The 26,327-nt window shown below is 62.0% G+C and carries 21 protein-coding genes and 1 pseudogene; 10 read left to right on the forward strand and 12 right to left on the reverse strand.

The genetic code is table 11. The features are described 5' to 3' along the window. Positions 1-78: 78 nt before the first annotated feature. The gene (rpe, locus tag G5V57_RS15365) at positions 79-753 is read right to left on the reverse strand and encodes a ribulose-phosphate 3-epimerase (protein WP_165168404.1); all 675 of its coding nucleotides are present in this window, start codon (positions 751-753) and stop codon (positions 79-81) included. Positions 754-755: 2 nt separating this feature from the next. Further along, complete coding sequence (gap, locus tag G5V57_RS15370) at positions 756-1,763, reverse strand: type I glyceraldehyde-3-phosphate dehydrogenase (protein WP_165168406.1); 1,008 nt, start codon at positions 1,761-1,763, stop codon at positions 756-758. A 336-nt stretch (positions 1,764-2,099) separates the two neighbouring features. Here gap and G5V57_RS15375 point away from each other — a divergent pair, with 336 nt between their 5' ends. From G5V57_RS15375 to G5V57_RS15385, 3 genes are read left to right on the forward strand one after another with little or no spacing between them, the layout of a single operon-like run. After that, the gene (locus tag G5V57_RS15375; protein ID WP_165168408.1) at positions 2,100-2,573 is read left to right on the forward strand and encodes a MarR family winged helix-turn-helix transcriptional regulator; all 474 of its coding nucleotides are present in this window, start codon (positions 2,100-2,102) and stop codon (positions 2,571-2,573) included. Beyond that, a complete protein-coding gene (locus G5V57_RS15380; RefSeq protein WP_165168410.1) occupies positions 2,560-3,708 on the forward strand; it encodes an HlyD family secretion protein in 1,149 nt (382 codons plus the stop codon). The genes G5V57_RS15375 and G5V57_RS15380 overlap by 14 nt, the downstream gene beginning before the upstream one ends. A 40-nt stretch (positions 3,709-3,748) precedes the next feature. After that, the gene (locus tag G5V57_RS15385) at positions 3,749-5,269 is read left to right on the forward strand and encodes a DHA2 family efflux MFS transporter permease subunit (RefSeq protein ID WP_165168412.1); all 1,521 of its coding nucleotides are present in this window, start codon (positions 3,749-3,751) and stop codon (positions 5,267-5,269) included. A 362-nt stretch (positions 5,270-5,631) separates the two neighbouring features. On the opposite strand, the gene G5V57_RS15390 is transcribed toward G5V57_RS15385, so the two are convergent. Beyond that, complete coding sequence (locus G5V57_RS15390; RefSeq protein ID WP_165168414.1) at positions 5,632-6,423, reverse strand: helix-turn-helix transcriptional regulator; 792 nt, start codon at positions 6,421-6,423, stop codon at positions 5,632-5,634. 86 nt (positions 6,424-6,509) lie between these two features. Between G5V57_RS15390 and G5V57_RS15395 the strand changes: the two genes are divergently transcribed. After that, positions 6,510-8,090, forward strand: coding sequence for an MFS transporter (locus G5V57_RS15395; RefSeq protein ID WP_165168416.1), 1,581 nt, complete (start codon positions 6,510-6,512; stop codon positions 8,088-8,090). Between the two features lie 242 nt (positions 8,091-8,332). Here the strand turns inward: G5V57_RS15395 and G5V57_RS15400 are convergent, their stop codons facing one another. The 3 genes from G5V57_RS15400 to G5V57_RS15410 form a co-directional block, all read right to left on the reverse strand. Beyond that, positions 8,333-8,647: an EthD family reductase gene (locus G5V57_RS15400; protein WP_065775243.1), complete on the reverse strand. Its 315-nt coding sequence runs from the start codon at positions 8,645-8,647 to the stop codon at positions 8,333-8,335. Positions 8,648-8,699: 52 nt separating this feature from the next. Continuing rightward, positions 8,700-9,455 carry an IS5 family transposase gene (locus G5V57_RS15405; protein WP_371744825.1) on the reverse strand — a complete coding sequence of 252 codons (756 nt, stop codon included), beginning with the start codon at positions 9,453-9,455 and terminating at the stop codon, positions 8,700-8,702. Positions 9,456-10,197: 742 nt separating this feature from the next. Beyond that, entirely contained in the window at positions 10,198-11,358 is a 1,161-nt protein-coding gene (locus G5V57_RS15410) for a DNA recombination protein RmuC (protein WP_165168419.1), read from the reverse strand. Positions 11,359-11,476: 118 nt separating this feature from the next. On the opposite strand from G5V57_RS15410, the gene G5V57_RS15415 reads away from it, so the two are divergent. Beyond that, a complete protein-coding gene (locus G5V57_RS15415) occupies positions 11,477-11,878 on the forward strand; it encodes a hypothetical protein (protein WP_165168420.1) in 402 nt (133 codons plus the stop codon). 328 nt (positions 11,879-12,206) lie between these two features. Here G5V57_RS15415 and pip read toward each other — a convergent pair whose 3' ends face one another. Then, positions 12,207-13,157, reverse strand: a complete 951-nt coding sequence (gene pip / locus G5V57_RS15420) for a prolyl aminopeptidase (RefSeq protein ID WP_165168421.1) — start codon at positions 13,155-13,157, stop codon at positions 12,207-12,209. A 93-nt stretch (positions 13,158-13,250) separates the two neighbouring features. Between pip and G5V57_RS15425 the strand changes: the two genes are divergently transcribed. Next, complete coding sequence (locus G5V57_RS15425) at positions 13,251-13,907, forward strand: response regulator transcription factor (protein ID WP_165168423.1); 657 nt, start codon at positions 13,251-13,253, stop codon at positions 13,905-13,907. Here the strand turns inward: G5V57_RS15425 and G5V57_RS35250 are convergent, their stop codons facing one another. Next, positions 13,908-14,561: a hybrid sensor histidine kinase/response regulator gene (locus G5V57_RS35250; protein WP_371744790.1), complete on the reverse strand. Its 654-nt coding sequence runs from the start codon at positions 14,559-14,561 to the stop codon at positions 13,908-13,910. Then, on the reverse strand, positions 14,527-17,457 hold the full coding sequence (locus G5V57_RS15430) for a PAS-domain containing protein (protein ID WP_371744791.1): 2,931 nt from the start codon (positions 17,455-17,457) through the stop codon (positions 14,527-14,529). Before G5V57_RS15430 ends, G5V57_RS35250 begins: the two co-directional genes overlap by 35 nt. 331 nt (positions 17,458-17,788) lie before the next feature. Here G5V57_RS15430 and mscL point away from each other — a divergent pair, with 331 nt between their 5' ends. Together mscL and G5V57_RS15440 are read left to right on the forward strand one after the other, a co-directional pair. Then, positions 17,789-18,217: a large conductance mechanosensitive channel protein MscL gene (mscL, locus tag G5V57_RS15435; RefSeq protein ID WP_165174133.1), complete on the forward strand. Its 429-nt coding sequence runs from the start codon at positions 17,789-17,791 to the stop codon at positions 18,215-18,217. Between the two features lie 72 nt (positions 18,218-18,289). Then, positions 18,290-19,490 (forward strand): annotated as a pseudogene (locus G5V57_RS15440) (pyridoxal phosphate-dependent aminotransferase). Positions 19,491-19,823: 333 nt separating this feature from the next. Here the strand turns inward: G5V57_RS15440 and G5V57_RS15445 are convergent. From G5V57_RS15445 to G5V57_RS15455, 3 genes are all read right to left on the reverse strand, one after another. Beyond that, a complete protein-coding gene (locus G5V57_RS15445) occupies positions 19,824-21,716 on the reverse strand; it encodes an adenylate/guanylate cyclase domain-containing protein (protein ID WP_165168425.1) in 1,893 nt (630 codons plus the stop codon). Positions 21,717-21,996: 280 nt separating this feature from the next. Further along, positions 21,997-23,745 carry an adenylate/guanylate cyclase domain-containing protein gene (locus tag G5V57_RS15450; RefSeq protein WP_165168427.1) on the reverse strand — a complete coding sequence of 583 codons (1,749 nt, stop codon included), beginning with the start codon at positions 23,743-23,745 and terminating at the stop codon, positions 21,997-21,999. Between the two features lie 256 nt (positions 23,746-24,001). Then, on the reverse strand, positions 24,002-24,823 hold the full coding sequence (locus tag G5V57_RS15455) for a trans-aconitate 2-methyltransferase (protein WP_165168428.1): 822 nt from the start codon (positions 24,821-24,823) through the stop codon (positions 24,002-24,004). 405 nt (positions 24,824-25,228) lie between these two features. On the opposite strand from G5V57_RS15455, the gene G5V57_RS15460 reads away from it, so the two are divergent. Both G5V57_RS15460 and G5V57_RS15465 read left to right on the forward strand, forming a co-directional pair. Next, positions 25,229-25,726: a sugar O-acetyltransferase gene (locus G5V57_RS15460; protein WP_246737638.1), complete on the forward strand. Its 498-nt coding sequence runs from the start codon at positions 25,229-25,231 to the stop codon at positions 25,724-25,726. A 385-nt stretch (positions 25,727-26,111) separates the two neighbouring features. Further along, positions 26,112-26,285, forward strand: a complete 174-nt coding sequence (locus G5V57_RS15465; RefSeq protein WP_165168430.1) for a hypothetical protein — start codon at positions 26,112-26,114, stop codon at positions 26,283-26,285. The last annotated feature ends 42 nt before the right edge of the window (positions 26,286-26,327 follow it).

Below are 26,327 nucleotides of genomic sequence, written 5' to 3' on the forward strand. Positions count from 1 at the left end.
CACACTGGCGAAGAACACGAAGATTGGTGGGGCTGTCAACCGGCGCGCCAGCGCGTCATCCGGCGTCAGGTTTTGCGATCAGGCGGCGATTGTGGTGGCGCCGGTCCGGATCAGCGAGATGTTCTTGCCATAGGCTTTGGCGTCGCCCTTGAAGACGGCGGAGCCCGCGACCAGCGCATTGGCGCCGGCCCTGACCACCAAAGGTGCGGTTTCGGCGGTGATGCCGCCATCGACCTCGATATCGATGTCGCGGCCCTGAACGAGGTCGCGCGTCTCGCGGATCTTGTCGATCATCGCAGGGATGAAGCTCTGGCCGCCGAAGCCCGGATTGACCGTCATGATGAGGATGAGGTCGAGACGGTCGAGCACATGCTTGATGTGATCGACCGGCGTCGCGGGATTGAGGGCCACGCCGGCTTTCTTGCCGAGCGCCTTGACGGTCTGCAGCGAGCGGTCGAGATGCGGACCCGCCTCGGTATGTACGGTGATGATGTCGGCGCCGGCCCTGGCGAAAGCCTCGAGATAGCGGTCGGCCGGCGCGATCATCAGATGGACGTCGAAGGTCTTCTTCGTCACCGGCCGGATCGAAGCCATCACCGGCGGGCCGAAAGTGATGTTGGGCACGAAATGCCCGTCCATCACGTCGATATGGATCCAGTCGGCGCCCGCTTCATCGACGGCGCGCACCTCTTCGCCGAGTTTGGCGAAATCGGCGGAGAGGATCGACGGCGCGATATGAAGCGGGCGGGTCATGGTCAGATATGCTTGGCGAAAGCGACGGCCGTGTCGGCCATGCGGTTCGAGAAGCCCCATTCATTGTCGTACCAGGCGAGCACGCGGACCAGCGTGCCGTCCATGACCTTGGTCTGGTCCATATGGAAGGTCGAGGAATTGGGGTTGTGATTGAAGTCGATCGAGACATTGGGATCGTTGGTGTAGCCGAGAATGCCCTTGAGCTGCTGCTCGGCCGCGCGCTTGATGGCGCCATTGACTTCCTCGACGCTCGTCGCCCGCTTGGCGACGAACTTGAAATCGACCACCGATACATTGGGGGTCGGAACGCGGATCGAGACGCCGTCGAGGCGGCCCTTGAGTTCGGGCAGCACGAGGCCGACCGCCTTGGCCGCACCCGTCGAGGTCGGGATCATCGAAAGGGCCGCGGCGCGGGCGCGATAGAGATCCTTGTGCATCGTGTCGAGCGTCGGCTGGTCGCCGGTATAGGCGTGGATCGTGGTCATGAAGCCCTTGTCGATGCCGATCGCGTCATGCAGCACCTTAGCGACAGGCGCCAGGCAGTTCGTCGTGCAGGACGCGTTGGAGATGACGACATGGTCCTTGGTGAGCTTGTCGTGATTGACGCCGTAGACGACGGTGAGGTCGGCATTGTCGGCGGGCGCCGAGACGATCACTTTCTTGGCGCCAGCGGTCAGATGGGCCGAGGCCTTCTCCTTGGAGGTGAAGATGCCGGTGCATTCGAGCGCGATATCGACGCCGAGCTCCTTCCAGGGCAGCTGCGCCGGGTCCTTGATGGCGGTGACCTTGAACTTTTCGTTGCCGATCGAGATCGTGTCGCCCGCGACCGCGACTTCATGCGGGAAGCGGCCATGCACGCTGTCATAACGCAGGAGATGGGCGTTGGTCTCGACGGGGCCCAGATCGTTGACGGCTACGACATCGATGTCCTTGCGCCCCGATTCGAAGATGGCCCGCACGATATTGCGGCCAATGCGGCCAAATCCGTTGATCGCGACGCGTACAGCCATGTCTTTCTCCTCTTCCGCAGACTTTATTGAACAGGGCCCGCTTTATAGACGACTGGCCGGCAGGGGGAAGGGCCAACGGCCATCGGAGAGGGCGGCACGGTGCCCCGTGCGACCCTAGAGCGCTTCCCGCGAAAGTTGCTCGACTTTCGCGACAAGGAAGCGCTCCAGATATTATGTAATCGAGCCTTTTTATCCCATTTTGATCGAATCCCTTGATTCGATCAAAACGGGAAAGGCTCTATGTCAGGCATGCACTCAAAACATAGCTGAGCTTACATTAGATAGGGATATAATAAGCTTGCTTAGTATATCCCGGCATCTTAAATTTCTGACGTTATGAAACCCGAACATGCATCCTTAGGTCTTCTGTTGATCGATACCGGGCGCCTCCTGCGCAAGCGGTTCGAGCAGAATGTCCGCGGCACCGGCCTGACCCGGGCGCAGTGGCAGGTCCTGAAGGAGATCTATGTTCAGGAGGGCCTGAATCAGGGCGCCCTGGCCGAGCTTCTCGAGGTCGAGCCGATCACCGTCGGCCGCTTGGTCGACCGGCTCGAGCAGGCCGGCCTCATCGAGCGCCGTCCGCACCCGACCGACCGCCGTGCCTGGTCGCTCTATCTGCTGCCTGCGGCGCACCCCCTTCTGGAGACGCTGAAAGTCATCGCCGCGGAAACCCGCGCCGAGCTCCTCGAGGGTATGAGCGATGGCGAGATCGATGAGACAATGCGCCTCCTCGCCAGGATGAAAGATAATCTCGTCGCCATCATGAGTGATGCCGGCGATGAGCGGAGAGTTGGAAATGTCCGCCGTTGAAGCCAAGACAGAAGCCCGCGAAACCCGCGAGCCCCGAGAAGAACGCAATGTCGTCGAGCTGCCAGTCGCGCCGAAGCGGCGCAACAAGCGCAAGCTCATTCGTCTCGGCCTCCTTACTTTGGGCCCGCTTGTAGCGCTCGCCGTCGCCGGCGAGATGTATCTTGCCGGTGGCCGCTATGTCGAAACCGACAATGCCTATATCCAGGCCGCGATCATGAATGTCGCGACCGACGTGCCGGGCACCGTCGCCGAGGTCGCCGTGCGAGAGAACGACTATGTCGAGAAGGGCGCTCTGCTGTTCAAGCTCGACGACGAACCGTTCCGCATCGCGCTCGCCGGCGCCGAGGCACAGCTCGGCATGGTGCGCAACGATCTCGTCGCACTGCAGGCGACCTACCGGCAGAACCTCTCCGCCATAGATCAGGCCAAGTCGTCGCTCGATTACGCTCAGACGACCTATGACCGCCAGCTCAATCTCCAGCAGCGCGGCGTCGCGGCGCAAGCCTCGCTCGATCAGGCGCGGCGCGATCTCGACACCGCAACCGAGCAATTGCGCGGCGCTCAGCGCGCCGCCGACGCCACGCTGTCGCAATTGGGCGGCAAGGCCGATGGGTCCGTCGATGATCATCCGCGCATGCTCGAGGCCAAGTCGGCGGTCGACAAGGCCAAGCGCGACCTCACCCGCTCCACCATTCTGGCGCCCTGGCCGGGCACTGTCGCCAATGTCGAGAATCTGCGCGTCGGTTCCTATGTGACGGTCGGCCAGCCTGCCATGAGCCTCGTCGCCAGCAACGACCTCTGGGTCGAGGCCAATCCGAAGGAAACCGATCTCACTTATCTCAAGGTCGGCGATGAGGCTGAGGTGAGCGTCGATGCCTATCCGGGCAAGACCTGGAAGGCGAAGGTCACGAGTCTCAGCCCGGCGACCGGCGCCGAATTCTCGGTGCTGCCGCCGCAGAACGCCACCGGCAACTGGGTGAAGGTGGTGCAGCGCGTGCCGGTGAAGCTCGCCATTGAAAACGCAGCGGGCGCGCCGAAGCTGACCTCCGGCATGAGCGTCGACGTCTCGATCGACACCGGCCATAGCCGCAGCCTGTGGTCGCTTTTCGGCTCGACGGCGGCCGCGGCGGAATAAGGGGCGCATCGGAGAGCTCGATGCGCGATCGGAAGACAACATGAGCGACGCCGTTCCCCATCGTGGAATCATCACGGTCTGCGTGATGCTGGCCACCATCATGCAGGCGCTCGACACGACCATCGCCAATGTCGCGTTGCCCTACATGATGGGCTCGCTCTCAGCCACGCTCGACCAGATCAACTGGGTCCTCACCTCCTATATCGTCGCCGCCGCCATCATGATCCCGGTGACGGGCTTCCTGGTGACGCGCTTCGGCCGCAAGCCCGTCTTCGTGATCGCGGTTTTGGGCTTCACCGTCGCTTCCGTTCTGTGCGGTCTCGCCACTTCGCTCGAGCAGATGGTGCTCTATCGCCTGCTGCAGGGCGTCTTCGGCGCGCCGCTCGTGCCTTTGTCGCAGTCGGTGCTGCTCGATTCCTATCCGCGCGAAAGGCATGGTTCCGCCATGGCCATCTGGGGCATCGGCGTCATGGTGGGGCCGATCCTGGGCCCGACACTGGGCGGCTGGCTCACCGAATATTACAACTGGCGCTGGGTGTTCTTCATCAACGTGCCGGTCGGCATCCTCACCATTGCCGGCCTGATGACCTATCTTTCCGACTCGCCGCGCACCAAGGCGAGCTTCGACTGGACCGGCTTTCTGCTCCTCGCCTTCGCCATCGGCGGCCTCCAGATGATGCTCGACCGCGGTGAGAATCTCGACTGGTTCTCCTCGGCCGAGATCATGATCGAGGCCGGCATCGCCATCACCGCCTTCTACATGTTCGTCGTCCACATGATGACGGCCGACAATCCCTTCATCGATCCGAAGATCTTCGCCGACCGGAATTTCTCCATCGGTCTCATCGCCATCTTCATCGTCGGCATCATCCTCCTCGCCACCATGGCGCTGCTCACCCCGTTCCTGCAGCAGATCATGGGCTATCCGGTGCTGACCGCGGGCCTCGTGATGGCGCCGCGCGGCATCGGCACGATGGTCGCCATGATGATCGTCGGCCGTCTCATCTCGCGTGTCGACCCGCGTTTCCTCTTTGCCTTCGGCCTGCTGCTCATCGCCTTCACTCTGTGGGAGATGATGTATTTCACCACCGACGTCTCACAGGGGACCATCATCCGCACCGGCATCATTCAGGGCATGGGCCTGGGTTTCGTCTTCGTGCCGCTCTCGACCATCACCTTCGCCACACTCGAGCCGCGCTATCGCACCCAGGCGACCTCGCTGTTCAGCCTCATGCGCAATATCGGCTCGAGCATCGGCATCTCGATCGTCATTTTCCTGCTGACCCGCAACACCGCGGTCATGCATGCCGATCTTGCCGCCCAGGTGACGCCGTTCAATCTCGGCCTGCATATGCCGGGTCTCAATCAGGTCTGGGATATGACGACGCTTTCGGGCAAGGCGGCGCTCAATGCCGAAGTGACCAAGCAGTCCGCCGTCATCGCCTATGCCAATGACTATCTTCTGATGATGTATGTGGCGCTCGCCACATTGCCGCTGGCCTTCCTTCTGTCCAAGCCGTCCAAGAGTAGCGGTGGTGCTCCGGCTGTCGCCGCCGATTGAGAATGAAAAGATAAATGTAGGCAATTAGGCTCGTCGAAGAAGTCTCTCGGCGCACGTCCGCGACGAACCGGATGCAGGGATTTGCAGGGAAATTCTCGCTGGAAATTCTCCAACCCAGCAAGTTCAAGAGCTTAGCGATAAGAGAGCTGCCGGCGCAGGGAATTCTCAATGCCAAGGGCCGTGTGTTTCCCGACTTGCAAAGTTTCCCAAACCTTACATCTGGAATCACAGCCGCATGGGTTCACTGACATTTCCGTCAGACGCAATCTCTCATGCTGGAATTTCCCAACATCCCAGGATTTCGGCCGCGATTGCAAGACATGAAATCCGTCGCGGATGACCGTCTCTGTGCGGGTTTGACCCTAACACGCGAAATACACGATCATTCGCAGATGCCGGTGCTCGTCGACCGTCAATAACTCGTGTTTGAATTGGAACGGTTTACCGTCAGGATCGAGTATCGCTCCTATGCCCCGGCCGCAGCTATCCATGCTCGGACGTTCGAACCAGCGACGGAAGTCCGCGGACAGCCTCTTCAGTTCGTCAATTAGCACATGCATGGAGGGATCGTCAGGCGCGGTTGCCAAGTCGGCGCGAAATTGCGCGAGCAGGCGTGGCGCATCCTCTCCCCATGCCGGCAGGCGGCGGCGCAGCTCGGGATCGGCGAAGACCATGCGAAGGATGTTGCGGTCTATCTGCTCACGGCCGGAGAAATCGAATAGACCATCAGCCGCCGCGTTCCAGGCGACAACGTCCCAACGAAGGTTGAGGACATAGGCAGGGCGCGCGACCAGATCGTTCAGCAACTGCTGGATGAGCGGGCCGACCGATGGCCATTGATAGGCTTCCGGCGGAGGCGGGCGACGGTGGGCTAACAGGAACAGCCGGCTGCATTCGGCATCATCCAGTTTCAGAGCCTTTGCGACCTTGAGCAAAAAGCTCTCGGAAACCTGAATATCGCGGCCCTGCTCGAACCAGGTGTACCAGGTGAGTCCGACACCCGCGAGGTGGGCGACTTCCTCGCGCCGCAAACCCGGCGTGCGGCGACCACCGGTGGTCGGCAAGCCGACATCGACCGGAAGCAGCTTCCTCCTGTGGCGGGTGAGGAAATCGGAGAGATCATGTCGCGTGCGCGCGAGGGGCTGGGCGGGCAAGGCTATTACCTTCACTAATAGGATAATTTCCTACATTGTAACAGTAACATTCTGCCCGGATTGTCCGCTTCCGACAAGGAGGCGATATGACATCTCACCGCGAAACACTGACGACACATCCGGGCGACGCGCCGACGCCGGCGCCCGTTCAGGCAGGTACCCGCGAATGGCTGGGCCTGGCCCTGCTTTCCCTGCCAACCATGCTGCTGGGTTTGGACCTGACGCTTCTCCATCTGACCTTGCCGGCACTCGCCGTTGATTTGCAGCCGACCAGCACGCAGGCACTGTGGATCATGGACGCCTATGGCTTCATGATCGCCGGCTTCCTCATCACCATGGGTACGCTCGGCGACCGTATCGGCCGGCGCAAGCTGCTGATGATCGGCGCAACCGCCTTCGCCGCCGCATCCGTGTTCGCCGCCTTTTCAACCAGTGCCGTTTTGCTGATCGCCGCGCGGGCGGCGCTGGGCGTGGCAGGCGCGACCCTGATGCCCTCGACGCTGGCGCTCATCAGCAACATGTTCGTCAACCCTCGCCAGCGCGCGCTTGGCTTCGGCATCTGGGCGACGATGTTCGGTGTCGGCTATGCGCTGGGGCCGATCGCAGGTGGCTTTCTGCTGGAACAGTTCTGGTGGGGCGCGACCTTCCTCATAGCGGTACCTGTCGTCGCGCTGCTGCTGCTGCTTGCCCCCGTCCTGTTGCCGGAATATCGCGCCCCGGACAGTGGAAAGCTGGATTTCACCAGCGTCGCCCTGTCGCTCGCCGCCATGCTGCCGGTGATCTACGGTATCAAGCAGATCGCCAAATATGGGCATTCTCCAGATGCGATTGGTGCTCTCATTGTGGGCGTTTTGTTCGCCATTCTATTCGTCAGGCGGCAGCGGCGGCTTCCCGATCCGCTGCTCGACATGACGCTCTTCTCCAACCGGGCCTTTTCGGTGGCGCTGATCGTACTGCTGGTTGGACTGATCGCCGTTGGCGGCACCATGCTGCTCGTCGCTCAATATCTGCAGCTGGTGGCCGGTTACTCTCCTTTTGCCGCCGGCCTCTGGATGGGATTGGCGGCACTCGCCATGATCGCTGGCGGTCTTGGCGCGCCCCTTATCGCCCGGCATGTCCGGCCCGGCTTCGTCGTCGCCGGTTCGCTGATATTGTCGGCGTTGGGCTATTTGTTGCTCAGCCTGCTGAGCAATGACACGTCCGGCGTTGCCATGGCCGTCGCCGGTTTGGCGCTGGCTTATCTCGGCAATGGCACCATCGCCGCGCTCGGCACGGACCTCGTGGTCGGATCGGCGCCGCCAGAAAAGGCGGGATCCGCCTCGGCCATGACAGAGACCGTGCAGGATCTCGGTGTTTCCCTCGGCATCGCTTTGCTCGGCAGCTTCTCCACCACCGTCTATCGTCAGGCGATACTCGGCCACTTGCCTGAGACTCTCAGCGAGGAAGCACGTTATGCCGTCAGCGACAGTCTATGGGCGGTCTCCTCTGTGACGTCACAGCTGCCAACTGGCTTGATTGAAGAGGCGAAGGCTGCATTCACGACCGGCCTCAACGGGGCTGCCACATTGACCGCGGTTGGCGCAACGATCTTGGCCGTGCTCGCCGCACGGGCGCTACGCCATGTCGAGACGCTCACCGCTTCCACCGGGCCATCGGCGAGGGAGTAACCGATGCGCCGCCTATTTGCACAGTGAGTGGAAGCGAAGCTCGGACTCTAGGTCACCGACTCATAAAGCGCATCCAGATTTGGCTGAAGCGAGTTTGACGAGAGCAAGGTAGTTTTCGCTTCGACGGTAACTACACGTTCCCGATCGTCGACCGGTTCGGCACCGGCTACGTCACCATGGATCAGATGGGCCAGCACTACGCCGATCCCGGAGAGTTCAACGCTACGCCTACGCCGAAGCCCCTACCCTTCAACGACTTCGCTGATCTGCACGATGGGGGCGATGTCCGTATAGCTGGCGACGTCCGCGGCGATCTCCGCGCGGTGGGGACCCAACGCCTCCTGGAATGTCGCCAGACTCGGCGAGTAGACGTGGCACGCCGCGACGAACTCCGGCGCGCTTCCAGGTTCGCGACCCGCAAGGCCCTTATCGATCTCGTAGCGCAGGCAGGCATCGCCGAGCCGTTCCTGGATCAGTGGCATATGGCGGGTGCGGTAGTAGTCGTGATCGAATTTCGAACCGCCATCGGCCGGATAGTAGACACTCATCTTGATCATCGTCGGGCTCCTGCATGAACGCCTCTCCGAGCGTTCGAGGGGCCTTCCTAGCTCACCGACTCGTAAAGCGCATCCAGATTTTGGCTGAAGCGAGTTTGACGAGAGCAAGGTAGTTTTCGCTGTACTTTTCGAAGCGGGTGGCGACGGCACGGAAGTGCTTGAGTTTGCCGAAGAAGCATTCGACGAGGTTACGGTACCGATAGAGGAAGGCGCTGAACGGCGGGCGGCGTTTGCGGCCGGGCATCGGCTTGATGTTGGCCCATGCGCCGCGCGCGGCCATCTCGAGGCGCAAGGCATCACTGTCGTGGGCGCGATCGGCGAGCAGCACGTCGCCGCCGCCGAGCGTATCGCGCATGCCGGCGGCGCTCCTGCCATCGTGTGCTTGTCCGGGCGTCAGCTTGAGCGCGATCGGCAGGCCGCGCGCATCGACCAGCGCGTGGATCTTGGTGGTCAGTCCACCGCGCGAACGCCCCATGCATCTGTCGTCAGGCTCACGCCCCGGGGGCGGTATCCGGCGCGCCCCCTTTTTACCGTTGGCACCATGCTGGTGAACCCGGATCGACGAGCTGTCGATCATCTGCATATCGCCATCGTAAGCCCTTGATACAGCATCGAAGGGCTGGTCCCAGACGCCCGCCTTGCGCCATCTGACGAAGCGGTTGTAGCAGGTCGTATACGGGCCGCAGCGCTCGGGAATGTCCGCCCACGGCGAGCCGGTCCGGTATTTCGGTGACAGTGCATTCAATACCATGCCGTTCGGTATTTCGGTGACAGTGCATTCAATACCATGCCGTTCGGCGCAGCCGATCAATTAAGTGCACTGTCACCGAAACCAGTGCACTGTCACCGAAACACCCACTATCACCGAAACTCACGATCAATTAAGTGCACTGTCACCGAAACTCTCGATCAATTAAGTGCACTGTCACCGAAACACCCAGCGTATTTCGGTGACAGTGCATTCAATACCATGCCGTTCGGCGCAGCCGATCAGTTAAGTGCACTGTCACCGAAACACCACTGTCACCGAAACTCACGATCAATTAAGTGCACTGTCACCGAAACTGCAGTCATCAACCCGAGGCACCCCGCGCGGCTTGCTCGGGTATTTCGGGTATTCGGTGACAGTGCATTCAATACCATGCCGTTCGGCGCAGCCGATCAATTAAGTGCACTGTCACCGAAACACCACTGTCACCGAAACTCACGATCAATTAAGTGCACTGTCACCGAAACTCTCCACTGTCACCGAAACACCACTGTCACCGAAACTCACGATCAATTAAGTGCACTGTCACCGAAACTGAACGAAACTCAGAAACTCAAATTAAGTGCACTGTCACCGAAACTCAGCTCTGTGACGTCAGAACTGCCGGCTGGTCTGATCGAGGAGGCGAAGGCTGCATTCACGATAGGCTTCAACGGGGCGGCTGCATTCAGCGCTGTCAGCATCACGATTTTGGCCGTCCTCGCCGCGCGGGCGTTACGGCATGTCGAAACGCTCACGGGTTCCGCTAAACGACCCGCGGGGGAGTAACCGATGCGGAATGTCAGCTGCCCTGCACCAGCCGGAGCTGGGCATCCTCGCCGGCGATCTTCGCCGGCTCCTCGACATCGAGCTGCTCGATGCGCAGGCCGCGTTTGGTGATCTTGTCGGCGGAGAGGCCGAGCTTCTCGAGGTCCGTGCTCGCCTGGCCGAAATGGCGCTGCAGGTCGAGCACCCGGTCCTTGAGCCGGACGACATCCTCGAGCAGCCGCGCCACCTCGATCTTGATGACGCCCGCCTGCTCGCGCATGCGCGCATCCTTGAAGATCGCCTGCATGGTCTGGATCAGCAGCATCAGGACATTGGGCGACGCGATGATCACCCGCTCGCGATGCGCCTTCTGGAGGACGTCCTCGAAGCGCTCATAGAGATCGGCATAGATCGATTCCGACGGTACGAACATGATCGCCGTCTCATGCGTCTCCCCGGCGATGAGATATTTGCCGGCGATGTCCTTCACATGCAGGATGACGTCACGGCGCAATCTCGTCTCGGCCGAGCGGATGTCGTTCTCGCCGCTGGCGACTTTCAGCGCGTTGAAGGCCTCGAGCGGGAATTTGGCATCGAGCACCAGGCGCAATTCGGAATCGGGCAATTTGATCAGGCAGTCCGGCCGCGAGCCGTTCGACAACGTCGCCTGGAATTCATAGGCCTGGGCATGCAGCCCGTCGCGGATGATCGCTTCCATGCGGGCCTGTCCGTAGGCCCCACGCGCTTGCTTGTTGGCGAGGATGTCCTTCAGCGAGACCATCTCGGAGGAAAGCTGGGTGAGATTGGCCTGCGCCGTGTCGATCACCGCCAGCCGCTCATAGAGATGCTTGAGCGAGAGGTGGGTGCGTTCGGACTGCTCATTGAGGCCGCGCCCCAGCCTGTGGCTCACCTGGTCGAGCCGTTCATCGAGGGTGCGCGCCAGATGCTGCTGGCCGCTCGCCGCCTGGTCGGTGAAGCTCCTGAGCTGGCCCGCCATTTCGGCCAGGCGGAATTCGAGCTCGGAGGCCCGGCGCAGGGTTTCGAGGCTTTCCTCGCGCCGCTGCTTCTGACCGCGCCAGGCCATGACCGCGGTGATGATGAGAAGGAGAAAGGCCAAAGCGGCGCCGGCGAGCAGGATCTGGCCCAGGCTGAAAGCCTGGCTGCCGATCTGGAGGCCGGTCTGATCGAGGGTCATGGCCCCATCCTACGCGATTCGGGCCGCCAAATACAAAACAAGAACGCTTGTCGTCCGGGACAATCTTCATAAAGCCGGCAGGTTTTGCGGTAACATAGGGATGAAAAGGAGAGCCCCCATGCTGCGCCCATTGCTTGTATCGCTGACGATCGCGCTTGCCGCATCGACGGCCGGGGCCGCCGAGATCACCGGCCGTTATGTTCTGGAGAAAGTGGAGCAGGGCTATCTCAGGCTCGATTCCGAGACCGGCGTCATGTCGCTATGCGCCGCCCGCGCCGGTGTCTGGGAATGCCTGGCCGTCAAGGATCAGGGCCTCGACGGGACCGAGGAACTGGCCCGGCTGCGACGCGAGAACGACGCCTTGAAGAAGCGTGTCGCTGAGCTCGAGAAGAGCGGCGCCACCACAAAATTGCCGAGCGACCAGGAGGTCGACCGCATGATGGACATCTTCGGCAAGATGTTCGACCGCTTCCTCGATTTCGCGCGCGAGATGGATGGCAAGGACGGTACCGCGCTGTGACGAAAGTGTTCGTCAACTCGCTGGAGCGCTAAATCAATTCATCGGTTGCTGGACGCCCGTCCAGAAAAAATGAGACCCGTCCGTCCACAACGGGACGGACGGGTCATTGGCACACGCAAGCTCGGGACGGCGACAGGAGCCGCGCGCGCCAACTCGTAAATGCGAAGGATCTCAGATGGGAAGCCCCCCTTCCCTTGGCACATGAATAGCCGATGATCCCCCGCTGGATCAGAGAGCAGGTTGATCTCCGTTCGTGGTCACATCGGGGTGAGACTGTGGCAAACATCGGGCATATTCGCGTCGGGACCAAGGACAATTGGTTGAATATTCAACTATAGGCGTCCGTAACGTTAACGAGCGACGACGCAAGCGCCGGCTCCGTGCCCGTATGTCCGGCCTCGGTGACGAGCTCGAAACGCGCTTTCGGCCAGGCTTTATGCAGCGCCCATGCACTCGCCACGGGCGTCACGACATCGTAGCGGCCCTGGATGATGGCGCCCGGAATGTCCTTCACGCGCCACGCCTCCTTCAACGCTTGCCCATCCTCGCGGAAGAAGCCGCGATTCATGAAGTAGTGGCATTCGATGCGGGCGAAGGCATAGGCAAAGCGGTCGTCGGCAGCCTGCAGGATGCGCTCCTTGTTGGGCAGCAGCGAAAGGCAGGTGCTCTCCCACACGCTCCAGGCGCGGGCGCAGGCGCCGAGCGTCGCCGCGTCGTCCCCGGTGAGCCGATTGTGATAGGCGGCGATCATGTCGTGCCGCTCGGCTTCCGGGATGGGCGCCTGATAGGCCTCAAAGGCATCGGGAAAGAGCCAGCTGGCACCGTCCTGATAGAACCAGCGTAGCTCGGCCTGACGCAAAAGGAAGACGCTGCGCAGGATGAGCTCGCTGACCCGCTCCGGATGGGTCTCGGCATAGACAAGGGCCAGCGTCGATCCCCAGGAGCCGCCCAGCACCTGCCAGCGCTCGATGCCGAGAAATGCGCGCAGGACCTCCATGTCGGCGACGAGATCCCAGGTCGTGTTCTCGCGCAGCTCGCCGAAGGGTGTCGATTTCCCGCAGCCGCGCTGATCGAACAGAATGATGCGATAGGCCTGCGGATTGTGGAAGCGGCGTAGGAAAGGCACGATGCCGCCACCGGGTCCGCCATGCAACACCACGACCGGTTTGCCTGACGGATTTCCGCACTCCTCATAATAGATCTCGTGCAAGGCGGAGACCTTCAGCCTGCCGGTGCGATAGGGCTCTGTTTCGGGATAAAGCAGTCTGTGGGCGTTCATGCGGCAAGCCTTGGCCTTTGGGAGGTGAAGCGATAGATTGCGGAAAACAGAGAAGGCCAGCGCAACTGGCCGGTTAAGGGAGGATGGGGCGGAATGCCAGTTTATAGGGTCATCATCGTCGATGATCATCCATTGTTTCGCGTCGCATTGAAACAGGCCTTGAGCGGGGCTTTCAAGGGCATCAAGCTCGATGAAGCGGGCACGCTCGATGCCGTGACGGCCCACCTCGATCGTGACAGCGACGTCGATCTGATCCTGCTCGATCTCAAGATGCCGGGCGTCCAGGGGCTATCCGGCCTCATGTTCCTGCGCGCCCAGTATCCCGCAATTCCGATCGCCATCGTCTCGGCGAGCGACGAACCCCATATCATTCGCCGCGCCCTCGATCTCGGCGCCTCCGGCTTCATCCCGAAATCGCTCGCCGTCGAGGAGATGCGCCGGGCGATCGCCGCCATTCTGGAAGGAGGTATCTGGGCCCCCGAGGGGCTCGATGCCGTCAGCGCGGCGGACCGCGAGGGCGATGCCCTGGCGCAGCGTGTCGCCACGCTGACGACGCAGCAGATGCGCGTCCTCATGATGCTGAAGGAAGGGCTTCTCAACAAGCAGATTGCCTTCCAGCTCGGCGTCTCAGAAGCCACCATCAAGGCGCATGTCTCGGCCATATTGCAGAAGCTCGATGTCGGCAGCCGCACCCAGGCGGTCATCGCCGCGGCCCGCATCGACGGTGAAGGCCACGCGGCCGCCGGATAATCATTCCGCCGCCTGGGCCTGGGCGGCGAATTGCGCCAACGTGGCGCGCAATGCCGCCGGCTTCACCGGCTTGCGCAGATATTGAACGCTCTGTTCCGCCGCGCGTTCCTGGACAAGGCGCGAACGGTCGGCGGTGATCAGGATCGCCGGCACCGGTCGCCCGGCGATCTCGCGCAGGCGCTCGATCAGGATGAGCCCGTCGTCCCGGTGGAGATGATAATCGGCGAGGATGACGTCGACCGCCTCCGCTTCCGCCGCGAAACGGTCGAGCGCTTCGGCGGCGCTGCGCGCGGTGATGACGCGCGCCTCCCAGCCGCCGAGCAGCGCCTGCATGGCATCCAGGATCTGCGGCTCGTTGTCGACGACGAAAATGGTGAGCCCGCCGACACGGTTATGCAGGCGGGAAACGGCGCGCGGACGCTTCTGCACCAGCTCATGGCGGGACGCCAGCGGCACCGTGATCGCGAAGCACGAGCCGCGCCCCGGCCGCGAGATCAGGTGGATCGGATGCTCGAGCATCCGGCCGATGCGCTCGACGATCGAGAGGCCGAGACCGAGGCCCGGCTCGACGCCCTTGTCCTGGCCAAGGCGCTCGAACTCCTGGAAGATCACTGTCTGATCATGCTCGGCGATGCCGGGCCCTGAATCGTGCACTTCGATCCGCAAGCCGTCCCCGGTGCGGCGGCAGCCCATCAGGGACACGGCCGCTGCGCGTATATTTGATGGCATTGGAGACGAGATTCTGCAGCACGCGGCGCAGAAGCTTGCGGTCGGTATTCACCGCCAGCGAAGACGGGACGACCGTCAGGCTGAGCCCGCGCTCGAGGGCGGCGGGCGCGAATTCGAGCTTGAGCGCCTTGAGCAGGTCATCGATCAGGAAGATGGTGGGTTCGGGCTTGAGCGCGCCGGCATCGAGACGCGATATGTCGAGCAGTGCCGACAATATGTCCTCGACGGCGCCCAGCGAGGCATCGACATTGCGCACCAGTTCGCCGCTTTCGCCACGCACCTTGCGCTCGACCAGGCTGGCGGTGAAGAGGCGCGCCGCATTGAGCGGCTGCAGGATGTCGTGGCTCGCCGCCGCGATGAACTTGGTCTTGCCGAGATTGGCGGCCTCGGCCTCCGACTTGGCGCGCGCCAGTTCCGTATTGAGCCGGGTCAGCTCCGCCGTGCGCTCCTCGACGCGACGCTCCAGCGTCTCATTGGCGCGCTTCAGCGCCTCCGCCGCCTGCACCGACTGGGTGATGTCGGTGAAGGTCACCACATAACCACCGTCTTCCGGCATCCTGCTGGCATGAAGCTCGAGCACCACGCCGCGATGGCCGAGATTCTCGATCAAGGGTTCATGCGTCGCGGTGATCCGGCTCATCCGGTCGAGCCGCATCTGCGGCAGGCGGGCGGGCTCGACGGACTGGGCGCGCAACATCACATCGATCACTTCCTCGAGCGGCGTGCCGATGCGGCTCAGATCGGTGGGCAGCGCCAGCAGGCTGCAGAAGCGCTCGTTCCAGCAGACGAGCTTGCCTTCGCTGTCGAACACCGCGATGCCCTGGCCGACATTGTCGATCGCCGACTGCAGGATGTCGCGGTTGTATTGTATGGCGGCCGAAGCGTCGTCGAGAAGCTTCATGGCGCCGCGCGGATTTTTGGAGTGGCGCTCGAGCAGGAGCGCCATCACCAGGCGTGAGGAGGCCGTGCCGACCGCGCTTGCCAAAAGATGTTCGGCGAGGCGCAGCATGCGGATATCGGCTTCCGCCTTGGGATCATGCGGAATCTGGCGATGTGCGGCGGCTTCGGCGAAGGCACGCGAGGTCCGCTCGGCGCCGAGATAGCGTGCCACGGTCGCCTCGACGTCGCCTACCGTCACCGCGGTGCGCCACAGGCGGAAGCCGGGTGCGGCGCCAAGGGGAATGTCGCGGGTGACGAAGACGGCCGCCTGCATCCGCTCGATCGGCGATGGTGCTCTGAGCAACGACACCGCGACATAGACGGCGCTGTTGACGAGGAGGCTCCAGATGACGCCATGGGTCAGGGGGTCGAAGCCGAGATTGAACAGCATGCGCGGGCGGAACAGGCCGATGCCGAACGGTCCGTCGGTGATGAGGCTCCGGTCGATCCAGCCGGCATCGGCGAAAGAGGGAAGAAACAGCGTATAGGCCCAAAGTGCGAAGCCGGCGGTGACGCCGGCCATGGCGCCGCGGGCGGTGCCGCGCTTCCAGACGAGCCCGCCGAAAAAGGCCGGTGCGAACTGCGCCACCGCGGCGAAGGAGATGAGGCCGATCTGGGCCAGCGCCGCGGTCGAGCCGATCATGCGGTAGTAGCTGTAGGCGAGGAGCAGGATGACCGCGATGGCGATGCGCCTGATCGTGATCAGCACCGATCCCATGTCGTGATGGATCTGCGCCCGCTCCATGCGCCGGCGCAGCATGATCGGCATCACCAGATTGTTGCAGACCATGATCGACAGCGCCACGGCTTCCACGATCACCATGGCCGTCGCCGCCGACAGGCCGCCCAGAAAGGCGATGAGTGCGAAGGTCGGGCTGCCGGCCAGCACCGGCAGCGCCAGGACGAAGGTATCGCCATCGGTGACGCCCGGCTTGAACAGAATGAGGCCGGCAATGGCGATCGGCACGACGAAGATGTTGATGGCGACGAGATAGAGCGGGAACAGCCAGGCGGCGCGCCTGATATCGCCGGAATTGGCATTCTCCACGACGGTGACGTGGAACTGGCGCGGCAGCAGCATGATGGCGATCATGGCGAGCAGCGTCTGGGTGAGCCAGGAGCCGCCGGCGAAGCCCTTGCTGAAGAGGGCGGCGATATCGGGCGTCTGGCGCACCTGATCGATGAGGGCGGCGGGGCCGCCCATCATCACGAAGGTGATGAACAGGCCGGCCGCGACGAAGGCGAAGAGCTTGACCACCGATTCCACCGCGATCGCCATCATCAGCCCGTCCTGATGCTCGGTCGTGTCGATATGGCGGGTGCCGAACAGCATGGCGAAGGCGGCCATGGCGACGGTGACGAAGAAGGCGATGTCCTCGGTGATCGGCAGGAGAACGCCACCCGCCGTCGACCAGCCGGGCATCGCCATCATGGTTTCGAGGGCGAAGGACACCGCTTTGAGCTGTATGGAGATATAGGGGATGATGCCGACCGCGGCGATGAGGGCGACGATGGCGCCCAATATCTCGTTCTTGCCGTAGCGCGCCGACATGAAATCGGCGATCGAGGTGATGTTCTGGCGCTTCGAGATGTCGACGATCGTCTGCAGCAGTTTCCAGCCGACCACGAACACCAGAATGGGGCCGATATAGATGGGCAGGAAATCGAGGCCGGAGCGCGAGGCGACGCCGACGCTGCCGAAATAGGTCCAGGAGGTACAATAGACGCCGAGCGACAGCGCATAGATGAAGGGCCGCGGCGTTCCGGGCGCGCGCCCACGCGCCTGGCGGTCGCCGAAGCTTGCCACCGCGAACAGCAGGCCGACATAAGCGAGGCCCACGAATAATACGGTCCAGCTATGGAACATCGGACCCCAGGTCACTTTTGCCGCACTTTAGAGCATGATCCGGAAAAGTGCGAAGCGGTTTTCCGGAAAGATCATGCGCAAACAAGAAGATGAAGCGTGATGGGGACTCGTCCTAAAGCCATCACGCTTTTGCGCGCATCCCGGCGAAGTGGAATCACTTCGCCGAAAAGGATTCGCGCCAAATCAATATGTTGGAGCAAATCCTCATCGCCAAAGTCTGCAACTTTAGCGGGATATGCTCTGGCTATATGCGGCCATGGCTTTCAACCAATGTGTGACTGAGGTACAAATTCTTCGTTTGGGGGCCGGGGCAACCGGCGTTTCATGAAAGGCAAGTGGGATGAGCATGTGGCAGGAATTCAAGAGTTTCGCCCTCAAGGGCAACGCCTTTGATCTGGCGGTGGGCGTGATCATCGGCGCCGCCTTCAGCAAGATCGTGTCGTCGATCGTTGATGACCTGATCATGCCGATCATCGGGGCCTTCGGCAGCCTTGATTTCAACAACTACTTCTTCGGCCTGTCCTCGAAAGTGAACGCGACCACCTTGGCGGCCGCCAAGGATCAGGGCCCGGTCCTCGCCTATGGCAGCTTCCTGACCGCTCTGGTCAACTTCCTGATCGTCGCCTTCATCCTGTTCCAGCTGGTGAAGGTCTCGAACCGGGTGCGCAAGGCCGAGCAGGCCGCGCCGCCGCCGGCGCCCACGCCCACCGAGAAGCTCCTGGGCGAGATCCGCGACGCGCTGGTGAACAACCCGCAGGCGGCGAAGAAGAAATAGATTCCACAGACAATCCCTCCCGGGACCCGGGTGCTCGTCACCCGGGTTCTTTTTGGTCGAGACACATTTCGTATGACCCCGCATTCCGCCGGCGCGCTTCTCTCCTCCATCACACCTGCCAGCCGCGACGAGCCCGATTCAGGCATCATGGCGGCGGTCAATCACGGCATCGGACGGCCCGGCGTCATTCCGCTCTGGTCGGGCGAAGGCAATGTGCCGACGCCGGAAGCCTTCTGCCGTCCGGCGATCGAGAGCCTGCTCAGGGGCGAGACCTTCTATACCTGGCAACGTGGCATCCCGCCCTTGCGCGAAGCCTTGGCGCGTTACCACACGCGCCATTATGGCCGGGTATTCGAGGCGGAGACCTTCTTCGTCACCGGTGGCGGCATGCAGGCGATCCAGACCATCCTGCAAATGATCGCCGCCGCAGGTGACGAGATCATTCTGCCCACCCCCGCCTGGCCGAATTATGCCGGTCCCATGCGGCTCGCGGGCGCCAGGCCCGTCGAGGTGGCGCTCGATTTCGCCAATGGCCGCTGGCATCTCGATCTCGACAGGCTCTTCGCGGCGATCACACCGCGCAGCAAGGCGATCGTGCTCAATTCGCCGTCCAATCCGGTGGGCTGGACGGCGAGCCTCGATGAGCTGAAGGCGGTGCGCGATGAATGCCGCAAGCGCGGACTGTGGATCGTCGGCGACGAGGTCTATGCGCGGTTCTATTATGGCGCGAAGGGCGAGACCCGGGCGCCCTCCTTCCTCGATATTTGCGACACCGAGGAGCGGCTCCTGCTCGCCAACACCTTCTCCAAGAATTGGGCAATGACCGGTTGGCGGGTCGGCTGGCTGCAGGCGCCGAAAGCGGTAGGGCCCGCCATCGAGCGCATCATCCAATACAACACCTCGGGCACGGCCGCCTTTCTGCAGCAGGGCTGCGCCGTGGCGCTCGACGAGGGCGAGGATCATCGCCGCGCAGGTGGCGAAGGCGCGCTCCAATCGCGATCTCGTGGCCGCCGCCTTGCGCCAGCATCCGCAGATCCGCTTCGAGCTGCCCAGGGGCGCCTTCTATATGTTCTTCGCGCTCGACGGCATGACGGACTCGCTCGCCACCACTTTTCGCATTATCGACGAGGCCGGCATCGGCCTGGCGCCCGGCGGCACCTTCGGACCGGGTGGCGAGGGATTTTTGCGCATGTGTTTCCTGCGCGATCCCGCGAAGCTCGCCGAAGCGATGGACCGCTTCGGCACATGGCTGAAAACATCGAAGCCGGTTTGATCCATAATTCTGCAGGAGCGAATGGGGATTAGCAGGTGACCACGCATGGTCAGGGTGAACAGACCTTTGGGGCGCTGTCGGCTTCCAGACCGAAAGTTAGCGCAGCAATGGAAGGTTCATCGGACTTCGGGATTGCGATTCGGCTTAAGTCTCTTATGGGTCAGATTCGGACTTCATGATCATGTTCGCTGCAGGGCAGCTTTCCCCTCAAAACCAGGCATCGCATTTGGTAGCTGGGATGTCGCCTTAGGGCCATGAGCTGACCTTCAAATCTAACCTCCTACAAGACGATGCTCGGACAACCGGCGACTGTAGTGCTAATCCTGCGTGCCGCTATTTTTGCAGACCCGCCCCACGCTGCCCCAAACGCTCCTCGGCAGCGGCGACCATCTCTCTGAAGCGTGCGTCATCGCGAAGCGGATCAAGGTCAGGATCAGCCTTGCCGTGTTTGAGGAAGCCAGCGGCGATCTTTGCGAAGACGGGGCCCAGAAACTCGATCGCCGAGTCCGTGTCGTTCAAATATACTGTGAGGGCACAAGCAAAATTGTAGCGCCTACTTAAATTGTCGGGCTCAATCAGCAATACGCGGTCCATTCGCTCCTTTGCGCGCTCGGCCTCACCAAGCGCAGCTAGAGCATATGCGCTGTAGCTCACTACCGCGCCATTGTTCTGATCCCGCGCCAACACCTTTTCGGCACGCGTGAGCGCAATATGCGCCGCGCGCCGGACACCTTCGGCGTCTCCGATGGAGTTATAGGAGCTGATCAGCATGGCCACAGAATTGATATCAGACTCCATAAGCCGCACTGCTCTTTCCCAATAGGGAATAGAGTCCCCAATTCGATGCTGTCTATAGTTCAATAGGCCAGCCGATCTGTTGACCTCGTAAGATTCGGGATCCAGGCGAAGAGCGATCGCTATCTCGACCGATGCTTCATCCGTTCGGCCCTCTTCGGCCAAGATTCTGGCTTTTACGGCATGAGCTTCAGGCAGATTGGGCTCAAGCACAAGTGCCCGCTCTGCAGCCGCCAAACCGTCATCACCGCTTCCTCCTCTTGTGTTGCGCAATTTCGTTTGCCCCAGCGCCATAAGCGTCCAGGCGAGGGTATAGTTTGGGTCAATTCCCGTGGCCCTGCGACAGAGGCGGATAATCGCTTCCGCCGACTTCTCGTCACCTTCATTGTCGACGATATAGCTCTGGCGTGCCATTAAATAGAGATTGTAGGCCTCGACATTGTCCGTTCCGCGTTGCCCGATGGCCTTCTTTTCTTCAGGCAACAGTTTGAGCTGCAATGCATTCACAATAGCCTCGGATATCTCGTCCTGAAGCGAGAAGATGTTGTTGAGTTCTCGGTCAAACCGCTCTGCCCAGATGTGTCCACCGCTCCTTCCATCAACCAGCTGCGCGGTAATCCTTACCCGGCCACCCGCCTTGCGCACGCTGCCCTGCAAAATATTGCTGACCTTGAGTTGTCTCGCGATCTGTGGAACGTCCTCGCTCTTACCCTTGAACGTGAGCGCCGTATTGCGCGCGATAACGAAGAGTGCCGAAACCTTGCTTAGGTCCGTAGTGATGTCTTCGGTTATCCCATCGGCAAAATATTCTTGCTGGGGATCGTCGCTCATATTGGTGAACGGGAGAACGGCGACCGAGGGTTTGTCGGTCGGAGCCACCGCTGCCGCGCGGGCGATTTGTGGCGTGCCGACGACGCGGTAGAGCCGCACCGGCTCCTGGATGTTTTTCAGGTTCTGGGCACCGACGTCCTCAAAGCTCGATTTGATCTTGTTCTTGACCTGATCGTAGGCAGTACCAGCTACGAGGATGCCCCCTGGATCCGCCATCTGCTCCAGCCTGGCCGCTATATTGACCCCATCGCCGTAGAGATCGTTGCCTTCGACCATAACGTCACCGAGATTGATGCCGATGCGCAGGACAATACGGCTATCTTCTGGCAAGTCGGCGGATGCGCTCGCCATCTCCTGCTGCAGGTCGATGGCGCATTGCACGGCATCGACCGCACTGCCGAACTGGACCAGCACGCCATCGCCGGCAACCTTGAAGACCCGTCCCTGATGGCGCGTGACCAAGGGTTCCAACACTTTCTTGCGGCGGTCCTTGAGCACGGCAAGCGTGGCGGTCTCGTCCCGCTCCATCAACCGGCTAAAGCCGACGACGTCAGCGGCGAGGATGACGGCAAGGCGCCGTTGGACGCGTTCTTCGGCCATGCGGAGCGATTCGTCCTCGGAACTCGCAGTGGCCCAGATTGTATGGGTACCCCGTCGTGGAGTCTATCAGGGCGGACTTCCGGTTTGGGTCATAAGCGACCGGGCTGAGCGAGCAGTAAGTCCAACCATGTCCGCTATTCCCCGATAGCGGCCAAATTCCGCAGCGCAGCGAAATGACGCGATGGGCCAGGAGCAACCGAGGCCGTTAGTACGGGCGGACTCACGATTTCAAATTTTCAATTGCAGTGTGAAGAGTTGCGGACCGAGCGAAGGCTCATCCTCATATCGGCAGCCCCGCCTTGCGATAGCCATCTAGCCAATGGTCGCGGTCTTCCTGCCGCTTGTACATTCCAACCTGAGCGGCCACGGATTCGGCAAAATTGAATTCATGCGGTCGCTCAGTTTCGAAGCGTCGCAAGGCCGCGCGCGATTCATCCATGCGACCGAGCTGCGCATGACAGGCTGCCGCCACTAGCCACATGCCAGCCGGCGGCCGGCGCCACTGCTTGAACTCGTCGATCGCCGCCGCGTACTGGTGGGACGCGTAGTAGGCTTCGATCAATGGTTCGCGGCCTGCATCGAAGGAGCGGGGATCCAGGCGCCGCGCCCTCAAGAGCCATTCGATTCCGAGCTGCGCATCGCCGAGAAAGTTGGCGACTGTACCACGCATGCCGACAGCGTGCCGATCGTTCGGATTGAGCATCACCCCCCTCGCGGCATGACTCTCGGCAAGCTCGAGCTCTCCCGCCATAATGTACACAAATGCTGCAATCTCGTGCGCGGTTGCGTCGTCGTCGTCCAGCGCTAGCGCGCGCTCGGCGTGTTTGCGCGCGTGTTGCAAAACCTTGTCGTTCCTTATCCCCGTCAGAAAGACGTTGTAAGCGTACTGATAGGCGATATTGGCGTGGGCACGCGCACAATCGGGATCGATGGCAAGCGCCTGCTCGAACATGGCCAAAGCCTGTGGATTACCCGTGGCATCACCGTGACTCACGTGCCACTCTCCGCGCAACACGAAATCGTACGCGCTGAGGTGATCGGTCGGTTTGCGTCTCTTACGCTCTATCTGCGCCTCGCCGAGCATTCGGGGCAATCCCGACACGATCGCTCGTGTAATCTCTTCCTGCACCGCAAAAATGTCGTCGAGAGCGCGGTCGTAACGCTCCGCCCACAAATGGGTGCCAGTTTCGCACTCGAGCAGCTGCGCCGTGATGCGCACGCGGTCGCCTGCCCGGCGAACGCTGCCCTCGACGACGTAGTGCACGCCCAGCTCTTGCCCGATCCGTCGCATATCGACGGCCTTGCCCCGGTATTGAAATGAGGAGTTACGCGCAATGACGAATAGCGAATGGAAGCGCGATAACTCGGTGATGATGTCTTCCGTGATACCGTCGCTGAAGTACTCCTGATCCGGATCGCTGCTCATGTTGACGAAAGGTAATACTGCAATCGAAGGCTTCTCCGGCGAAGGCGCCTGCTGTGTCGCGGGCGCTCGGCCCCGCTCACCCCCGCTCCGATAAATGCGGACCGGTTCGGTCATGTTCTTCAGCGTTTGCTCGCCTGCGTCCTCGAATACGAGGTCAAGCTTGCGGCGCACCTCGTCATGCACCTTGCCGGTAACGCAGATGCCGCCCGGGTCCGCCAGCTTCTCCAGACGCGCCGCTATATTGACGCCGTCGCCGTAGAGATCACCGCCCTCGACCATCACATCGCCAAGATTGATGCCAATGCGCAGCAAAATTCGCCGCTCCTCAGGTAGACCGTCGCTCGCTGCCGCCATTCGCTTGTGTAGCTCCACTGCGCAGGCAACCGCGTTGACGGCACTAGCAAATTCCACCAGCACCCCATCGCCCATCAGCTTAACGATACGACCGTGATGCGCCGCCACCAGGGGATCGAGAATGTCCTTCCGCCGCTCCTTCAACGCCGCCAGCGTGCCCGCCTCGTCTTGCTCCATGAGCCGGCTGTAGCCGGCCACGTCCGCAGACAGAATGGCGGCAAGTCGGCGCTGAACTTGTCCTTCGGCCATAGGGATGATCGCTTTCGCAGATGATCCTACCCGGTGGGATTGTAAGAGGGGCCTGACAGGGAGTCTATCACGCCCACTTCCGCTGTGGGTCAGATTCGGACTTCATGACCATGTCCGCTGCACGGCAGCTTTCCCCTCAAAACCGGACATCGCAATTGGTAGCTGGGATGACGCCCTGGGGCCAGAAGCTGCCATTCACAGGTTCGCTCGCTTGTCGCCTAGAGGAGCGTGGCTTCGGTTGGTGTAGCCTACTGGATTAGGGCTGAATCCGCACCCACGCTCCGATCTCAGCGCGACCGACAACGATGCCTCCGCCGGCCGCTACCTCCTGGACAATGCGGTCGGCGAGAGTGTCGCTAGCGATTTCGGCCGAGGTAGCCACACCTTGCCGCTCCATCGTTGGCGCCAGCACGATGGCGAGATCGGCAACTGCCCGCAACCACTCCGCGGCGGTGTTGGCATCGCCGATGACGGTCTGCATCCGCATAGTCGGCGGGGGAAGGCCGGCGCCCACGAAGGCGCGGTGCAGCTTCGCGCTCATATTCGTGCTCGTGTTAGCGCGATCGAAAGACTGGATGATCCACCGGCAAGAGCGGTCATAGGTCGGCGCCACTGGATCGGAGCGTACGAAGCTCCAATCCGGCTCGTGAAAGACGATGATGCCTCCGGGACGCAGCTGCTTGGCGAGCCGGTGCAGCATCTCGCTCGCGTCGGCTTGGAACAGCAGGACATAGCGGCCGACGATGGCATCGAACGGCCGTCCGAAGGTCATCTCGGCCGGATTGCCCTCGTGGAAAGACACCTGTCGAAGCGCACGGGCCACCGCCGCGTCGCTTGCCCTCGCCACGGCGGTTGGCGACAAGTCGGTTCCGATCACTTCTCCAGACGGTCCGACCAGCTCCGCCGCAAGGAAGGCAACGACGCCGGTCCCGCTGCCGACGTCGAGCACCCGCATGCCCGGTGCGATGCCGGCAGCTAGGAAGTAATCCCGTGTCGATGGTCCGATCAGGCGTTCCTGGCGAGCCAAGCGTTCCAGCTCGAATGCCGAATGGCCGAGCACGTAGGCTGGATTTGTCATGGCTGTTCTCCCCCCGCGGTTAGCTGGATAAGCGTGTCAATATACGGCTGCGCTAAGTGCTTGGCGATCCACGTGCCCATACCGCCGGCAGGCCCATCATGTCTACTGTGGGTCAGGCTCGGACTTCATGACTATGTCCGCTGTACGGCAGCTTTCCCCTCAGGACCGGGCATCGCAATTGATAGCTGGGATGTCGCCTTAGGGCCACAATCGGACATTTCCAATTCGGCGGCGGCAGAGCGAAGAGATTTGTACCCGGCGGCGATCTTCTTCGGCTACAGTCTCTCCATGAGCAACCCGCCCGGTAGGGGGCCGCGTCACCGCCAAGTGACAGCGCACATAACAGCCATCCATCCGCCGCCCGCGGCGTTGGCCGAAGTGGCCGACGGACGTTGGTATTCCTGCATGACGCCCGAGCTCGAGGCGCTGCGCGATACGGCGCGGCAGGCCTGCTGGAGTCACACCACCATGGACCCCGCACTGCGTGGTCCCTGTGCGCCCGAGCTCGCGGCGCTTTTCGCCGCTATCGGTGAGGGGGTTTTCCTTGAGGCTCCCTTCCACGTCGCCTACGGCCGGAACCTCGCACTTGGCGACGGGGTGTACATAAACGCGGACTGCGTTGTTCTCGACACTGCGCCCGTCCGGATCGGACGGCGGACGATGCTGGGACCAGCAGTGCAGATCTACTGCGCCGACCATGCCCACGGACTCGACGAGCGACGCCGCGGCTTGGAGCGAGCGTTGCCGGTGAGCATCGGTGAGGATGTATGGATAGGTGGCGGTGCGATCCTTCTGCCGGGCGTAACGGTGGGGGAGGGTGCTATCGTCGGCGCCGGCGCGGTCGTCACACGCGATGTGGCTCCCGGTGTGCGTGTGGTGGGCAATCCGGCACGGCCGATCTGATGTGCCCCAGCCTATGATCCGCTATGGGTCAGACTTGGACTTATGGCCATGTCCGCGATACGGCAGCTTTCCCCTCAAAACCGGGCATCGCATTTGGTAGCTGGGATGTCGCCTTAGGGCCAATTCCGGACATCAGTACTGTCATTCCGGGAGCCCGCCTTGCGCAGTCCGTCCGCCAACTATTGCAGGTCATCGGGGCGCTCCAGCGGCTCTTTCGGCAAATATCTAGCCACGGAAAGCTCAGCTTGCCGCCTCGGCGGCTGGTTGGTAATCTCGGCCCTCACCATGTAGCGGTTTCTGCGCTGTGTGGTGAGATGGCGGCGGCGTGTGAGGCGCCTGCCGACATCGCTGCCATACCGATCTACCCTCACCGGATGTTGAACCGATGGACAGCCCCGAGCGTTCCCGCTTCGACGCCTTCAACCATGCCGGCGCCGATTTTCCGCAGATTGATCCCGCACCGCACAACCGCCCGCGCCCGAGTCGAGGCCTTGTCACCGCGCTGGTGGTCTGCATGTCGGTGGCCTTGGTGCTGCTGCTCTTCCTGTGGGCGCGGTAAGTAGATCCGTACGGCGCGGCGGCTCCCGCCGGACGTCTGCTT

Source organism: Nordella sp. HKS 07 (assembly GCF_011046735.1).
Classification (GTDB): domain Bacteria; phylum Pseudomonadota; class Alphaproteobacteria; order Rhizobiales; family Aestuariivirgaceae; genus Taklimakanibacter.

What these genes read in the sequence shown, in the direction of transcription:
- rpe (WP_165168404.1), bottom strand. Translation starts at nt 753, where the DNA reads ATGACCCGCCCGCTTCATATCGCGCCGTCGATCCTCTCCGCCGATTTC.
- gap (WP_165168406.1), bottom strand. Translation starts at nt 1,763, where the DNA reads ATGGCTGTACGCGTCGCGATCAACGGATTTGGCCGCATTGGCCGCAAT.
- G5V57_RS15375 (WP_165168408.1), top strand. Translation starts at nt 2,100, where the DNA reads ATGAAACCCGAACATGCATCCTTAGGTCTTCTGTTGATCGATACCGGG.
- G5V57_RS15380 (WP_165168410.1), top strand. Translation starts at nt 2,560, where the DNA reads ATGTCCGCCGTTGAAGCCAAGACAGAAGCCCGCGAAACCCGCGAGCCC.
- G5V57_RS15385 (WP_165168412.1), top strand. Translation starts at nt 3,749, where the DNA reads ATGAGCGACGCCGTTCCCCATCGTGGAATCATCACGGTCTGCGTGATG.
- G5V57_RS15395 (WP_165168416.1), top strand. Translation starts at nt 6,510, where the DNA reads ATGACATCTCACCGCGAAACACTGACGACACATCCGGGCGACGCGCCG.
- G5V57_RS15400 (WP_065775243.1), bottom strand. Translation starts at nt 8,647, where the DNA reads ATGATCAAGATGAGTGTCTACTATCCGGCCGATGGCGGTTCGAAATTC.
- G5V57_RS15410 (WP_165168419.1), bottom strand. Translation starts at nt 11,358, where the DNA reads ATGACCCTCGATCAGACCGGCCTCCAGATCGGCAGCCAGGCTTTCAGC.
- G5V57_RS15415 (WP_165168420.1), top strand. Translation starts at nt 11,477, where the DNA reads ATGCTGCGCCCATTGCTTGTATCGCTGACGATCGCGCTTGCCGCATCG.
- pip (WP_165168421.1), bottom strand. Translation starts at nt 13,157, where the DNA reads ATGAACGCCCACAGACTGCTTTATCCCGAAACAGAGCCCTATCGCACC.
- G5V57_RS15425 (WP_165168423.1), top strand. Translation starts at nt 13,251, where the DNA reads ATGCCAGTTTATAGGGTCATCATCGTCGATGATCATCCATTGTTTCGC.
- mscL (WP_165174133.1), top strand. Translation starts at nt 17,789, where the DNA reads ATGTGGCAGGAATTCAAGAGTTTCGCCCTCAAGGGCAACGCCTTTGAT.
- G5V57_RS15445 (WP_165168425.1), bottom strand. Translation starts at nt 21,716, where the DNA reads ATGGCCGAAGAACGCGTCCAACGGCGCCTTGCCGTCATCCTCGCCGCT.
- G5V57_RS15450 (WP_165168427.1), bottom strand. Translation starts at nt 23,745, where the DNA reads ATGGCCGAAGGACAAGTTCAGCGCCGACTTGCCGCCATTCTGTCTGCG.
- G5V57_RS15455 (WP_165168428.1), bottom strand. Translation starts at nt 24,823, where the DNA reads ATGACAAATCCAGCCTACGTGCTCGGCCATTCGGCATTCGAGCTGGAA.
- G5V57_RS15460 (WP_246737638.1), top strand. Translation starts at nt 25,229, where the DNA reads ATGACGCCCGAGCTCGAGGCGCTGCGCGATACGGCGCGGCAGGCCTGC.
- G5V57_RS15465 (WP_165168430.1), top strand. Translation starts at nt 26,112, where the DNA reads ATGGACAGCCCCGAGCGTTCCCGCTTCGACGCCTTCAACCATGCCGGC.